This is a genomic window from Neorhizobium petrolearium, assembly GCF_029854435.1.
GTDB lineage: Bacteria > Pseudomonadota > Alphaproteobacteria > Rhizobiales > Rhizobiaceae > Neorhizobium > Neorhizobium petrolearium.
The window spans coordinates 120,581-133,377 of the sequence record NZ_CP123000.1; the positions used below are offsets into that span (position 1 = coordinate 120,581).

Annotated in this window: 21 protein-coding genes, 1 tRNA gene and 1 riboswitch; of the genes, 11 read left to right on the forward strand and 11 right to left on the reverse strand. The window is 62.4% G+C overall.

What is annotated here, in order from left to right; translation table 11 throughout:
- Positions 1–25: 25 nt before the first annotated feature.
- Positions 26–104, reverse strand: a riboswitch (SAM riboswitch).
- A 71-nt stretch (positions 105–175) separates the two neighbouring features.
- Both QEO92_RS00590 and QEO92_RS00595 read left to right on the forward strand, forming a co-directional pair.
- Positions 176–1,270 carry a 2'-deoxycytidine 5'-triphosphate deaminase gene (locus QEO92_RS00590; RefSeq protein WP_227701793.1) on the forward strand — a complete coding sequence of 365 codons (1,095 nt, stop codon included), beginning with the start codon at positions 176–178 and terminating at the stop codon, positions 1,268–1,270.
- 56 nt (positions 1,271–1,326) lie between these two features.
- Positions 1,327–1,400: transfer RNA gene (locus tag QEO92_RS00595), tRNA-Gly, on the forward strand.
- 80 nt (positions 1,401–1,480) lie between these two features.
- On the opposite strand, the gene QEO92_RS00600 is transcribed toward QEO92_RS00595, so the two are convergent.
- From QEO92_RS00600 to QEO92_RS00650, 11 genes are all read right to left on the reverse strand, one after another.
- Positions 1,481–2,542 carry a tyrosine-type recombinase/integrase gene (locus QEO92_RS00600; protein WP_227701794.1) on the reverse strand — a complete coding sequence of 354 codons (1,062 nt, stop codon included), beginning with the start codon at positions 2,540–2,542 and terminating at the stop codon, positions 1,481–1,483.
- Positions 2,524–2,727, reverse strand: coding sequence for a hypothetical protein (locus QEO92_RS00605; protein ID WP_227701795.1), 204 nt, complete (start codon positions 2,725–2,727; stop codon positions 2,524–2,526). The genes QEO92_RS00600 and QEO92_RS00605 overlap by 19 nt, the downstream gene beginning before the upstream one ends.
- Entirely contained in the window at positions 2,727–3,119 is a 393-nt protein-coding gene (locus QEO92_RS00610; RefSeq protein WP_227701796.1) for a hypothetical protein, read from the reverse strand. The genes QEO92_RS00605 and QEO92_RS00610 overlap by 1 nt, the downstream gene beginning before the upstream one ends.
- Positions 3,109–3,948: a phage Gp37/Gp68 family protein gene (locus QEO92_RS00615; RefSeq protein ID WP_227701797.1), complete on the reverse strand. Its 840-nt coding sequence runs from the start codon at positions 3,946–3,948 to the stop codon at positions 3,109–3,111. The genes QEO92_RS00610 and QEO92_RS00615 overlap by 11 nt, the downstream gene beginning before the upstream one ends.
- Positions 3,948–4,709 carry a hypothetical protein gene (locus tag QEO92_RS00620; RefSeq protein WP_227701798.1) on the reverse strand — a complete coding sequence of 254 codons (762 nt, stop codon included), beginning with the start codon at positions 4,707–4,709 and terminating at the stop codon, positions 3,948–3,950. The genes QEO92_RS00615 and QEO92_RS00620 overlap by 1 nt, the downstream gene beginning before the upstream one ends.
- Complete coding sequence (locus QEO92_RS00625) at positions 4,702–5,034, reverse strand: hypothetical protein (protein ID WP_227701799.1); 333 nt, start codon at positions 5,032–5,034, stop codon at positions 4,702–4,704. The genes QEO92_RS00620 and QEO92_RS00625 overlap by 8 nt, the downstream gene beginning before the upstream one ends.
- 90 nt (positions 5,035–5,124) lie before the next feature.
- Complete coding sequence (locus QEO92_RS00630) at positions 5,125–6,075, reverse strand: DUF2303 family protein (protein WP_227701800.1); 951 nt, start codon at positions 6,073–6,075, stop codon at positions 5,125–5,127.
- Between the two features lie 64 nt (positions 6,076–6,139).
- The gene (locus tag QEO92_RS00635; protein WP_227701801.1) at positions 6,140–6,502 is read right to left on the reverse strand and encodes a hypothetical protein; all 363 of its coding nucleotides are present in this window, start codon (positions 6,500–6,502) and stop codon (positions 6,140–6,142) included.
- A gap of 37 nt (positions 6,503–6,539) precedes the next feature.
- Complete coding sequence (locus tag QEO92_RS00640) at positions 6,540–6,722, reverse strand: hypothetical protein (RefSeq protein WP_227701802.1); 183 nt, start codon at positions 6,720–6,722, stop codon at positions 6,540–6,542.
- Entirely contained in the window at positions 6,719–6,901 is a 183-nt protein-coding gene (locus QEO92_RS00645) for a hypothetical protein (protein ID WP_227701803.1), read from the reverse strand. The genes QEO92_RS00640 and QEO92_RS00645 overlap by 4 nt, the downstream gene beginning before the upstream one ends.
- A 313-nt stretch (positions 6,902–7,214) precedes the next feature.
- The gene (locus tag QEO92_RS00650) at positions 7,215–7,745 is read right to left on the reverse strand and encodes a S24 family peptidase (protein WP_227701804.1); all 531 of its coding nucleotides are present in this window, start codon (positions 7,743–7,745) and stop codon (positions 7,215–7,217) included.
- A 172-nt stretch (positions 7,746–7,917) separates the two neighbouring features.
- On the opposite strand from QEO92_RS00650, the gene QEO92_RS00655 reads away from it, so the two are divergent.
- The 9 genes from QEO92_RS00655 (at position 7,918) to QEO92_RS00695 (ending at position 12,797) form a co-directional block, all read left to right on the forward strand.
- Entirely contained in the window at positions 7,918–8,175 is a 258-nt protein-coding gene (locus QEO92_RS00655) for a hypothetical protein (RefSeq protein WP_227701805.1), read from the forward strand.
- A gap of 295 nt (positions 8,176–8,470) precedes the next feature.
- Positions 8,471–8,965, forward strand: a complete 495-nt coding sequence (locus tag QEO92_RS00660; RefSeq protein WP_227701806.1) for a hypothetical protein — start codon at positions 8,471–8,473, stop codon at positions 8,963–8,965.
- Positions 8,962–9,189 carry a hypothetical protein gene (locus QEO92_RS00665; RefSeq protein WP_227701807.1) on the forward strand — a complete coding sequence of 76 codons (228 nt, stop codon included), beginning with the start codon at positions 8,962–8,964 and terminating at the stop codon, positions 9,187–9,189. Before QEO92_RS00660 ends, QEO92_RS00665 begins: the two co-directional genes overlap by 4 nt.
- Positions 9,189–10,589, forward strand: coding sequence for a TRM11 family methyltransferase (locus tag QEO92_RS00670; RefSeq protein WP_227701808.1), 1,401 nt, complete (start codon positions 9,189–9,191; stop codon positions 10,587–10,589). Before QEO92_RS00665 ends, QEO92_RS00670 begins: the two co-directional genes overlap by 1 nt.
- Positions 10,586–10,774: a hypothetical protein gene (locus tag QEO92_RS00675; protein WP_227701809.1), complete on the forward strand. Its 189-nt coding sequence runs from the start codon at positions 10,586–10,588 to the stop codon at positions 10,772–10,774. Before QEO92_RS00670 ends, QEO92_RS00675 begins: the two co-directional genes overlap by 4 nt.
- On the forward strand, positions 10,771–11,325 hold the full coding sequence (locus QEO92_RS00680) for a hypothetical protein (protein WP_227701810.1): 555 nt from the start codon (positions 10,771–10,773) through the stop codon (positions 11,323–11,325). The genes QEO92_RS00675 and QEO92_RS00680 overlap by 4 nt, the downstream gene beginning before the upstream one ends.
- On the forward strand, positions 11,322–11,858 hold the full coding sequence (locus QEO92_RS00685; RefSeq protein WP_227701811.1) for a DNA N-6-adenine-methyltransferase: 537 nt from the start codon (positions 11,322–11,324) through the stop codon (positions 11,856–11,858). The genes QEO92_RS00680 and QEO92_RS00685 overlap by 4 nt, the downstream gene beginning before the upstream one ends.
- Positions 11,851–12,516, forward strand: a complete 666-nt coding sequence (locus QEO92_RS00690) for a hypothetical protein (RefSeq protein WP_227701812.1) — start codon at positions 11,851–11,853, stop codon at positions 12,514–12,516. Before QEO92_RS00685 ends, QEO92_RS00690 begins: the two co-directional genes overlap by 8 nt.
- A complete protein-coding gene (locus QEO92_RS00695; protein ID WP_227701813.1) occupies positions 12,513–12,797 on the forward strand; it encodes a hypothetical protein in 285 nt (94 codons plus the stop codon). Before QEO92_RS00690 ends, QEO92_RS00695 begins: the two co-directional genes overlap by 4 nt.

Consider the following 12,797-nt stretch of genomic DNA (forward strand, 5'->3'; position numbering starts at 1 on the left):
CAAAAAAACCGGCCGCAAAAGCAGACCGGTTTGGCACCCGGTCTTTTTAGCCACTTATTTAACGTGGCTGCAAGCCGACCGGCCAAATCACCACGGGATAAAGCTGCCATACGCCCGCTGCCTTCTTGCGTCAATGGTCTCGATTTGGTTTTGTCACCTGAAATACGGAAGAGACATGATGGCTCGCGAAACAGGCATTCTGGCGGACCGCGCGATTGCGGCGCTTTTCAAAAGTGGACGGCTCACCTCCGAGCGAGAGCTTGACGTCGATCAGATCCAGCCCGCAAGTCTCGACCTGCGCCTGGGCACGAAAGCCTTCCGCGTCCGCGCGAGCTTCATGCCTGGCCCCACGCACCTCGTATCCGACAAGCTCGACCGTCTGAAACTGCATGTGATCGATCTTTCGGAAGGCGCGGTGCTTGAAACCGGCTGCGTCTATATCGTGCCGCTGATGGAAAGGCTCGACCTGCCGGCCAGCATGTCGGCCTCGGCTAACCCGAAGAGCTCGACCGGCCGGCTGGACATTTTTACCCGCGTCATCACCGACTACGCGCAGGAATTCGACAAGATCCCGGCCGGTTATTCCGGCCCGCTCTATCTCGAAATCTCGCCGCGCACCTTCCCGATCGTCGTGCGCCGCGGCTCGCGCCTGTCGCAGATCCGCTTCCGGGTGGGGAATGCCCTGCTCGGCGAGCCGGAGCTACTGCAACTCCACAATGACCAGATTCTCGTCGCCGCCACCAAGCCGAACGTTTCGGGCGGCGGCATCGCGCTGTCGATCGATCTCACTGGCGACAAAGAGGGGCTGATCGGTTATCGCGGCAAGCACCACACGGCGGTGGTCGATGTCGACAAGAAAGCCCAGCACGACATCTTCGATTTCTGGGAGCCGCTCTATAGCCGCGGTCGCACCGAACTGATCCTCGATCCGGATGAATTCTACATCCTCGTCTCGCGAGAGGCCGTGCATGTGCCGCCGCTCTATGCAGCCGAGATGACACCCTTCGACCCGCTGGTCGGCGAATTTCGCGTCCATTATGCCGGCTTCTTCGATCCGGGCTTCGGCCATGAAGCCGCAGGCGGCCGCGGCAGCCGGGCGGTGCTCGAAGTGCGCAGCCATGAAGTGCCCTTCATCCTGGAGGATGGCCAGATCGTCGGACGCCTCGTCTACGAGCATATGCAGGAAAAGCCGGAAGGGCTTTACGGGACGGGTGTCGGTTCGAACTATCAGGCACAAGGCCTGAAGCTCTCCAAACATTTTCGTACATGATCGAAAGCGGGAACGCTTGACACGCAGCCCCATCTGTTGAAAGTCTCAACCCGCAAGCGGGTGTAGCTCAATGGTAGAGCAGCAGCTTCCCAAGCTGAATACGAGGGTTCGATTCCCTTCACCCGCTCCACCTTGATCCTCAGGCACTTCCGGCGAATTCTTGGTTTCAGAACAGACCGTGGTTTTACAGACAGTTTTACACCTGCCTGTTCATCCCTCGTTCTTTTTCGCCTCGCCGGCACGGCGCTGGCGGGCATCGTTGATCTGCCGAATCGCCTCACGCGTCGCCGCTCCACGGGCGACGTAGCGCTTGATGATCTTCTCGACGTATTCCTCTTCCCAGCCCATGATTTCCGCGATCACGCGGATAGACAGGCCGGCGATGTAGAACTTCGTCGCAGCGGTGCCGCGCAAGTCGTGGAAGTGCAGATCCCGTTCCTGCATGTTGGCCTCGACCTTCGCCGTCCAGAAGGAACTTGCGAGACCGTCACTGGTCCATGGCTTCTTGCGGCTGTTCGTCAGGATGACCGGCGATCGCTTCGGGATCCGGCTCAGCAAACTCCGGAGATCATCATACAGCGGAACGACGGCTTCCCGCCTATGCTTGCTCTTCCCCGTCGTGATGATGATCGCGTCTTCGCCGACGTGCGACCACGAAAGGCGCACGAGATCGCCGACACGCAAGCCGGTGTGAGCGGCCAAGTCGACGGCGAAACAGACTTCATCGGAGGCGATCGCCTTGATCTGGGCTATATCGTCATCGGTCCAAACGATCTCGGCGCGGGAGCTGGTGTAGAGGTGCTTGATGCCCTCGCAGGGGTTGGAGGCGATCTTTCCCAAGGGATCGACCGCATGCGAAAGAATGCGGGACAGGACCTGCATGCCGAGGTCGGCCGTGCGAGGCGTCTCGGCGTACTGGTTTCGCCAGCGCCGGATGGATGGCCTGATCTTCTCATGGTGATTGAATGTCGCTGTCCGCATTTGGCCGAAATGCGCGGAGATCCTGTCGAGCCAAGGCGACCAGACGCGCCTGGTGGAATCGGAAAGTTTCGGGAATTCCGTCTTCTTGTAATGGTTGATGACGGATTGGAGTTTTGTGTCATCGACTGCGTGCCGGCTTTCGATGGCTTCGTTATAGGACGCCATGAAACCGGCCGTGCCGGGGACGCCTTCCAACCGCGGCCCACCTCGCCAAGCATAATAATAGACGAAGATGCGGCCGTTCTTCCTGATCTTGACGGTGTGGATGCCTTTTAGCTCGACTTGGACCACCTGTCCTCATTCTCCCTGATTTCGCGATCGATATCGTCCTCTTCGGACGCCTTCAGGGGGACAAAATGCCACCGCATGCCGCCGTCCGGCAAGGTGTCCAGCGCGCACGGCGTTAGACCGCTCTCCTTGAGAGCGGCGAGCGTCGTCTTGATATCGGTGGCGCGGATGCCGGCGCGGCGTGCCATCACTTCGCCCTCCTCTCCTCGTCGATCGCGTGCTTCACAAAAGCCTGGTAATTGTCCATGACCGTTGTGCGGGTCTGTTTCTTCACCATGCCCATGCCTTCGGTTTTGAACGCTTGGATATTGACCAGCGCCAGAGCTGTGCCCGTCGCTGCCCAGAGGCAGACCAACATTTCGGTCGGATCGATCTCGAAACGTTCCTCGCCGCGGTTGAGCCCTTCAATCATGGCGGTGGAGACGAGTTGGTAGAGGTAGATCACCGCCTTGTCGCTGGCCGACAGGCCTTCCAGCGATTCCGAAAAATCGACGATTTCCTTGAATTGCGCATAACCTTCGGCGAAATCGCCCTCCAGCAGCGCGGCCAGCTTGCGTGGCAGGCCCTCGTCAAAATCCATGGCGCACCTCCGGGAATGCATCGTGGGTCACGCCATCGATCGTGCGGCCCGAGAGGTTCCTGCCGACGCGCCGCACGGTGGCGCCGTCTTCAAACGTGAAATGCGCGCCCGGCCCGGCGACTTCCGAAACGGAAACCCATTCGCCGTTCTGCTTGTGATGGAACGGAACGCCGGCAGCCGCGCACTGATCCCGCAACGATCTGAACCAATCCGGGTGCGTCGGCCGGGCCTTGTGGCCGCCCTGGTCGGTCTCACCGCCGGTGATCACCCAATGCGGCATCAGGTGCGGCGGTATGACGATTTGGCCAAGCAGAGGTTCGCAGGATACGAACGAGAACGCTGCGGGCAGGGCGCGAAACGCCCGATCGAGCGCCGGCAGGTTGATATCCGCCCGCTGCTGGTCCTCTATCGTGGCGCCGATGGCCGCGTTCGTCGGCAGATATCCGACTTCTGCAACAAGCTTGATGATGTTCTGGGGACGTTTCGTCAGCAGGAGATAGACGAGGTTTGGAGTACGGCGCATGACCTCGAATGCGTCGGCGCGCCAATGTGTATTTATCTGGTTGTCGAAGATGTCGGCAAGCGATGCACAGAAGACGAAGGGTCGGTCGCCGTCGCACTCAGCCTGCCGCTGCCAGCGATACGGGAGCTTCCAGTAGCCCGGCGACGTCAGCACCCTTTCGGCGTGCGGTCCCCACTTCACCTTGCCATAACGCTTGTCCATCAGCGCTTCGGCATAACAGCCGTCGCAGGCCGGCGAGACCTTTGTGCATCCCATCCAGGGGTTCCAGGTGTGGCGCGTCCATGAGATCGGGGAGTTTTCAGCCATCACGCGGCCTCCGTCGTTTCCGGCGCGAGGCCGCATTGTGTTGCGTTGTGGATGAAGAGCCGGCGGTTCTGGTCCATGACGACGTAGCGGATCGGGCCACCCTCGCCCTTCGGGAAGCTCAAAAGCAGATGGCCGTCGTATTGGTAATCGCCGCCAGTTACCGTCACGGGGCGGTCGATCCATTCAAGGCCGGCGATTGCGTGCGTGGCGAGCTCGTCGAGCATGAAGGTTTGCGGGCGGTTGCCCGTCAGGCCGGACGCTTCGACCGGCTCGCAAGGGGCGTGCTTGCCGCCGCGGAAGATATATTCCCGCCACGGCGTCCAGCACCATTGTCCGTCGCGGTGCTTCAGGAAGGCCCACGGCTGTCGGTTCTTGCCGGTCCAGACCAGGGTGATGATCCGGCGGCCGTTGGTCAGCAATTCGCCTGTCTCGCCCTCGTCGCGCTCGAAACCAGCACCGGCATACCTGCCGATGACGCGATGGATATGCGTTGCCGGCCGATAATGCAGGCGGAAGGCGCGGACAAGCTGGCGGCTGATTTCATAGTGACCGAATAAGGCGCGGGTCGCGACCTCCTCGACATAGGATGTCAGGGGGAAGGTCCAGAAATCCCACGGGTGATCGTGGCAATCCGGATCTGCATCGCCGCGATGGAAGATGTGCAGGCGCAAGCGCCCGAACCAGATGCGGGTGAGATAGGGCGTCGAATGCTCGCCCTCGACGCCGTAGATCGTGTTCCAGCCGAAAAAGCGGTCAGACATGGCGGGTCTCCTGCAGGGCTGCGATGTGCATGGAGATGCGCGGGAGCGAGATCGGCATCACGTAGCTGCCGCCGGAACGGTCGGCGACGCGGCGCGGCAGGACGATGCGGATTTCATCGGCCTGTAGACGGCTGTAGCGCGCCTCGTTCAGCCACTGCTGCTTGCGGTACGAAATGAAGTTCGCGACCGCATGGGCATTGTTGCCGCCGTAGCGCAGGGCGATCGCGTTTGGCGGTTCGCCTGCGAGATAGGCCTCGCGAACGGCTTCCTCGTCGAATTCGAATTCCTTCAGCTTCTTTTCCACGCGATAGGTCTGTTTGCCCATGGCATCCTCCAAAGGTCCGTTTGGGATGCCGGCGCGCGGGAGGAGCGCCGGACACCGAAGCGGTCCTCGGGTCAGGCCCGAGGATGACGATCAGGCGGACATTTCCGGGGCGCCCTGGTAGGCCGGCAGGCCCGTGGCGCTCTCAGCGCGGGCGAGGTCGCGCATCACCTGTTCGGTGATGTACTGATCCGGGCGATAGAGCTGATAGAACCAGGTGATGCCTTCCTTGGCGCGATAGCGCAGCCGCACGGGTACGCGGGTGGCTTCGCCCTGGAAGAAGGGCGGCAACTGGATGATGAACAGCGACGGAATGATGAGCTTGTCACCCTTCATGTCGCGGTGTTCTTCCTCGAAACTGATCTCGCCCTCGCCGCTCGACAGGGTGACGATATTCGAGACGCGCGTCTGAGCATGGATCTTCAGGCCGCGCGACAAAAGCTGCAGCTCGTTCGGATAGCCCATCTTGCCGCCGAGCTTGCCCTCCCAATAGGTGATCTCGTCCTCGTGCGGCGCGGCGAGCTCGCCAATCCGGTCCTCGATGAACTCGGCAAACTCGACCTGGTTCATTGCCTTCTTGTTGCAGCCGACCCACGCCTGCCATTCCTCGGAAAGCGGGAAGGCGTATTCGATGCGATGCCTGCCGTTGTCGGGGGCTCCGAGCGTGGTGAAGCTGCCGCCGCCATCAACCTCGTTTTCGATGTTCATCTGGTGATAGTCGATGATGGACACGAAACGCGGCTGTTTCCAGTTGGTGTCCGCGAAGATGACCGAATGCTCGGTCTTGTGGCGCTCGGTGAGATCGATGAAGCTTTCGAGCGTGGTGACGCGCGCAACGCCCTTCTTGTGTTCCGGCGTGACTCGCCAGTCATCGAACAGCGACTTGATGCCGGTAGCCTCGCCGCTCTTCGGGTCGAGCAGGACGGGAATGGAGGTCGGAATGCCCTTCGCTCCGGACGGGGCGGAAATGGTCGTCACGGCCAAGCTCTTTTCGCGGGCGAGCTCGGCGACGGCGCCGATGGCAGAATTGGACAGTTGATCCATGGTCTAAATTCTCCAGATTGTTCCTCGGGTCAGGCCCGTGGATGACGAGGGTTGAGGGGGAGGGTCAGGACGGTCGGGTGATGCCCGGCCGGTTGTGGTCGATCTCGTAGGGACCGCCGATCATGTCCATCTGCTGGGGGTGCTCGGTGGAAATGTTGCCGTCGTCGAGAACGAAATAGACCGTCGAGCGGCGCGGCAGTTTCGGCAGCTTGACGGGGGGGATTTCGGCATTGAACTCGATCGTGTCGCCTGCCGCCGTCAGCTTCAATTCCAGCTTGACGGTGGCGGAAAACTTGCGGTTCGGCTGGGCCGCGACCAGTTCGGTAAGTGCCTTCTGGGTATTGTGCAGGGTGTCGGAAAACTCCCTGTTGAGATCGCCCCTTTCGAGAAGGCCGATCAGCACTTTCGCATCGCGTATGATCTTCATGGGTCAGGTCCCCGTTCAAACGAATGCCTGCCGCCCATCACAGGCGGCAGGCGATGGCGAAGCAGAGCCAGAAGACGATCAGGCTCAGAAGGGTGAATTCGACCGCGCGCAACCGCCAGAAATGGACGGTCGCGAGGATGTCGAGCAGATCGGGATCGGCGTGGCGCTCACTCCGGCCGGCCGTTGCAAAAGGCTGGATCGTGACGGCGCGGGCGTTCATGCCGCAGCCTGTCCGGCCTCGCGGATGCGGGCCGCTACCTTCGGGGCGTGCGCTGCGATTTCTTCCTGGGTGAAACCGGCGCGGATCAGGTCGGCGTCGGTCATGGCACCGCGTTCGCGGTAAAGATCGAACATCTCGGTTTCGATGTTGCGGGCGTTGGTCTTCAGAATACGGCTCACGGCTCTCTCCTTGGTTGGGTTTTCCCGCTCGACCGGCGCGCCCATGGGGGTAGCAGGCGCGCCGGCCTCTCTCGGCGGGGGATAGCCGGCAAGGGGGTCGTTGCCGGACAAGGAGAGACGATAATGCGGTATTTATCCCGCGTCAACAGAAATACGGTATATATACCGCATGTTTCCTGCTTCGTTCCCGATTGGCATTTTGCGGGATAAGCGCCGCGTCGGCTTCTGATTCGGCAAGCGCCCATCCAAAACGCGACGCGCCCGGCTCCGATCAGGGCCAGGCGCGTAGGTGGAAAGGCAGGTGACGGGCGATTTACATCCGGACGATGGTCATGATGACCCGGCCGAAGATTTCCGGAATATTGTCGTTGTCGGGAAAGATCGGCTCGTGTGCCGGATTGGTCGAAACCGGTTCGAAGCGCGTCGGGCTCTGGCGATAACGCTTGTAGGTGGCGCCGCCATGGCCGTCCAGAACGATATAGCAGGCGTTCTGGACAAGGCGCTTGTCTTTGCGGTTGACGATGATGACCGAGCCTTCCGGCGAGATGCGGTCCATCGAATCCCCGATGATATCGAGCGCATAGAACTCGCCGTCGCCGAGGCCTGCCACCTCGACGCGCGGGGCGTCCGAGATGTCGACGACCGGATCGGCCGTGCCGAAGGCACCGGCATTCACCCAGGAGATTTTCGGGACGCTCTGGTTCGCTTCCGTCTCAATGCCGAAGGCCAGATATTCCGGCGTCGTCTCCAGGACGGGAGCAATCTGGATCAGGCTGTCTATGCGCGGCAACGCATCCTTCGCCCGCCAGCCACGCACGAGATCGGGCTTGTTGGCTGCAAGCATGCCGGCTCTGCGTTCGCTTATCCCGACCTTTTTCAGTCGTTCTTCGACGCGCTCAAGGATTTGACTTTTCAAAAGATTTGCCATGTGCGGTATTATTGCCGCAATCGAGGCTTCCGGCGAGCGGGACATGTCCCGTTGACATGTGCGGTATTTATCCCGCATTATGACTGGCATGACGCTGATTTCCTCGTTCTTGCTACTTGCCGAAACCTATTGCCGCGCCGCCGGTATCGCGGAGGCGACGCTGTCGTCTCGGATGTTCCGTGACGGCAAGCGGATCGGTCAGATTCGTGAAGGGTCGGATATCGGCGTGCGTCGACTGGATGTCGCGGTGCAGTGGCTTTCCGACAACTGGCCCGAAGGTTTCGACTGGCCGGCAGGCGTTGTTCGCCCCGCGTCGTCGACGAAGATCGCGGAGGCCGCTGAATGACGCGCCTTCGCACCCCATACGGCGGCGGCCTCCTCTCCTCCCGGTCTGCCGCCGTGCATCGCGCGATGCGCTTTTCCTCCCTGGCATGCGCGAAACCTCGGGCGGGACAGACTTTGTCTTGCGGGCCGTCCCGCCCGTTTCCTTTCCTGCCTCTGGCATGTGGTCCCCCGTGATCTCGTAACGCCCCGACATTCGCACCTTGGAACTTCTTCCCGCCACGGGAAAACCCGGCCGGATTTCCCGGCGTCGGGCATGGATTTGTCTTGAGATTCTGACCTCTTGGGAGGCAACCACGATGGACGCATTTCTGATCCGCCTGAAGGCCGCGCAGTTCGATCTGATCGAAGCCTGCGGCGGTATCGACCGCGCCGGAGACAAGGCCGGATACGGCAAGAGCACGGTGGGCCGCTGGAACGATCGCTACGACCCAGCCCTGATGCCGCTCACCGCGATCGCCAAGCTGGAGGCCGATTGCGGCCAGCCTTTTGTCACCGAGGTCATGGCTTCAGTCACCGGGCGCCGGCTCACCGATCCGGAAGCCCGGCCGGACTGCAGCGCCGACATCCTCGTCGCCCATGCGCATGTCAGGGTGAGCGAAGCCTCGCTCGGGCTCACCGTGGCCGAAGCGATCGCCGACGGGCAGGTGACGCCTGCCGAGGCCGCGGAGATCGATCGCGAGGCGGCGGCGCTCGACCGCGCTACCGACACCCTGCGCGCCAAGATCGCATCCATCCGCGCCCGCCACGGCGAAAAGTCCGGCCTCAAGATCGTCGGAGGCGACGCGCCATGACCACGCGGACCATGGAGCCGATCGGCGGCGCCGCAATCGCCTTCCTGCGCCGCGTCTCGATCGAGGGAGAGGGCAGCCTCTATGCGGAAAGCCGGGCCGAAGAGCAGCGTGCCGGCACCTGCGTGAAACGCGGTTACCTGAAGCGCGACCAGATGGATGCGGCGCTGTTCCACATCACGGGCGAGGGCCGGGCCTATCTCGCAAAGCTTGCGAGGGCGCACTGATGGGTTACCACGTGCCAAAACCGTTCACGGTTCCCGGCCCGCGTGCCCTGGCGATCGTCCGCTCGGCGGTCGAGACCGGCTCGTTCGACGACGGCAAGAAGCAGCCAGAACGTACCGCGGCTGCGAAATGCAACGCTTACGGCTACCTCGACCGGGACCGGAAACAGGCGTCCCTCTGGTATCCGACCGACAAGGCCCGGCAGATGCTGGAATGGCTGGATGGTCCTCGGGTCAAGCCCGAGGATGACGAGGGCGCGGCCGTATCTGTTCCGGCGGTTGCGGCTGATCATGCCGTGGCGGAACGAATTGATGCATCCGGCCTCGTCGCCACGGTGGAGCGGGCGCGCGCGCTGCTCGACGAGGGCGACGTGATCCGGGCGCGGATCGTTGCGGCCGGCGCCTATGCGCAGGCGAAGACGGAAGCGACCTTCGCGGAAAAATTCGGCGCGACGGAAGCGCTTTGTGCCAAGGCCCGCCGCCTGCAGGGCGACGCGCTGCTGATCGAAGCCCGCGCCAAGATGGCGATCGCCGCCGAGTGGGATGCAGCGCAGGCGGCGGGGCTCGTCTCCAAGGGGGGCAGACCGAAAGCCGTTTCCGAGGGGAACGGGTTAACCCACGACGACACCGGCCTTTCGCGCAAGGAAATCCTTGAGGCGCGGCGCATGGCGGATGCCGAGCGCGGTGCTCCGGGTATCGTCGAGCGTGCGATTGCGGCCCGCATCGCGGCGGGGCTGGAGCCAAGCAAGGCGAACCTTCGCGCCGCAATCGGGACCGCCTCCGCAACGAAGGAAGAGCGGGGCAAAAACCTTTACCAGACGCCGCCCGAGGCGATTCATACGCTGCTGGCGCTGGAGCGGTTCAAGCTGTGGATTCTGGAGCCGGCCTGCGGCAAGGGCGCGATTTCTCGCCATCTTGAGGCCGAAGGTTTCGGCGTCATTCTCTCGGATCTTGTCGATTACGGCACGGCCGATCAGGAAGGTGTGGTCCAGGATGTCTGCGATTTCCTACAGACCGAGCGCAACGAAGCCGAACCGGACATCATCACCAATCCGCCCTATGGCGAGGTGCTGAACGCCTTTGTCGCGCATGCGCTGCGGGTGCACCGGCCTCAGAAGATGGCGCTGCTGCTGAACCTCAACTTCCTCGCGGGGTTCGACGATCCCGACCGCAATTTCGCCATGGACGAAAGCCCGCCGGCGCGGATCCACGTCTTCAAGCGCCGGCTGCCGATGATGCACCGGGAAGGCTGGGACGGCAACGAAGCCTCCAGCCGCATGAACACCGCTTGGTTTGTGTGGGAAAAGCAGCCGGACGGCACCTATGGTAGCCAGACGGTGATCAGCCGCGTCGATTGGCAAGACCATCTGCCGGCAGACGCGGCGGAAAGCGAGGCGGCATGACGCTTCTTCGCTTTGTCTTTAGGGACAGGTACGGCATTGCCGACCTCTTGATCTGGTTCTTTGCGGTTGATCTCGCCCGGCAGGGTCACAATCTGGAATCCTTCCTCCTGTTCGTCGGGGGCGTTGTCCTCGGAAAGATCATTGCGGGCGCCTGCAAGGCGCGCAGCGAAGGCAGTGACGCATGAACGCGCTGCCACCGCTCACCGACCGCGAAAGGGAAAAACTGAAGCTCGACAAGCTGCGCGGCATTGCCGACCGGCTGACGGGCGACCAGTGGAACATGGAGGCCGACGAGGAAGGCATCCATCTCTTCGCGCTGCGCTCGACCGGCGAGGAAGTGAAGATCCTCACCATGCATCACGAGGCGTTGCCCGACGAACAGGAACTCGTCGCCGGTGCGCTCGATCACCTGTTTTTCTTCCTCGGCTTCGTGGGGCGCGCGGTCCAGCGGGTCAGGGAACTGCAGGCGCAACTCGACGGGCTCATCGGCAAGAAGCGGGCGGAGAACTTCGGATTTCAGGCAAAGCAACTCTGCGAAAACCGCAGGTTCTGGAACTTCCTCGAAAGCCGGGGGATCGAGGGACTGATCAATTCGCCGCTTTCCGCCGAAACGCGCATGAAAGGCATGCTCGGCATCTCCTCCAAGGCTGAGCTCAATTCCGACCAGGCGGCGCGCGGGCGCTTCCTGAAGCTTCGGGCCGATTTCTACCGCTGGCAACGGGAGGGCCGACGGTGACCATCGGTTCCCATCAGCGCACCGTCGGCAAGAGTCAGACGCATCTGACGCCGCCCTTCATCATCCACCGTCTCGGGCCATTCGACCTCGATCCGTGTGCTGCGCTCGGCCAGCCGTGGGCAACGGCAAAGCGGCATTTCACGATCGAAGATGATGGGCTTTCGCAGCCATGGGGGGGCAGGGTCTGGCTCAATCCTCCCTTCGATCGCTATCAGGTCGGCCGGTGGATCGGAAAGCTCGCCGAGCATGGAAACGGTATCTGCCTCGTGCACGCCCGCACCGAGGCCGACTGGTTCCGTCCGATCTGGGAGCGCGCGGACGCGATCCTGTTCCTGGCCGACCGGCTGCATTTCCATACGATCGACGGAAAACGCCAGCCCGCGAATTCCGGAGCGCCGATCGTGCTTGCCGCCTTCGGCGAAGCCAATGCGATGCAGCTCGCCGCGTGCGGCCTGCCGGGTTTTTTCGTGACCTCTACCAGCAGGGTCGGCGGACAGCAAAGCCTTCGGGAAATGGAGCTTGCACATGAGTGAGCGGACCTTTCCCGAACAGCGAATCGAGGCCGGTGGCGTCACCGCTGTCGCCTATCGCATCGAATGCTCATCCTGCGCGGCAGTGGGATTCTATCCGCAAAAGCGGATTGGCATACGCCGCCCGCTGCATTCGATCGCCGAACATTTTCGCGGAATGAAATGGAGCGTCGGCAGCGGTGCCCGTAAGGACCTCTGCCCCGAATGCGCCCGCCGCAGGAAGCCCAAAAAGGAGAAGGTTATGGCCGACATGACCGCTGCGGCAAAACCGCAGGCGGACAATCCGCGCGCGGAAAAGCCACGCGAGATGACCCGCGACGACCGCCGCATCATCAACGACAAGCTAGACGAGGTCTACGGCAAGGATTGCTACAAGTCTCCCTGGTGCGATGCGATGGTGGCGAAAGACCTCGGCGTGCCGCGCGACTGGGTTGCGCAAGTACGCGACCAGTTCTTCGGTCCGGAGGGATCGAACCCGCTGTTCGACGAGTATCTGACGGCGCGGGACGAGGTCGAGCGGCACTGGTGCGACGTGAAGGCGGCGCATGACGCGGTCATGAAGGCGCTGGACGAGTTCCGCCCGGCCTATCATGCCGCGCATCAATCGCTCGAATCCCTGCGCCTGCTCGGTCGCCGCATCGAACGGGAGCTGGGCCGGTGAGCGATCGTCTGTTGCGCCCCGATATTTCCGACTGCGCGACGCAACAGGAGACGGCCGCCTGGCTGCTTGCCTGCCCTCTGGCGACGCTGGTGACCGAGGAAGCCTTCATCCGACGCACCCTGCGGCTGAGCGGGTTTCGCGAGGGGCTTTCATACCTCGAAACCATGCTTTCCGTTCTCCGCGAGGACCGGCGCGAGGACGGCAATCTCATGAACTACATGGCATTCGCAACCGCCAACGGTCGCCTCTGGCGCGTGGCGGACGGCCTGCCGCCACGCTGA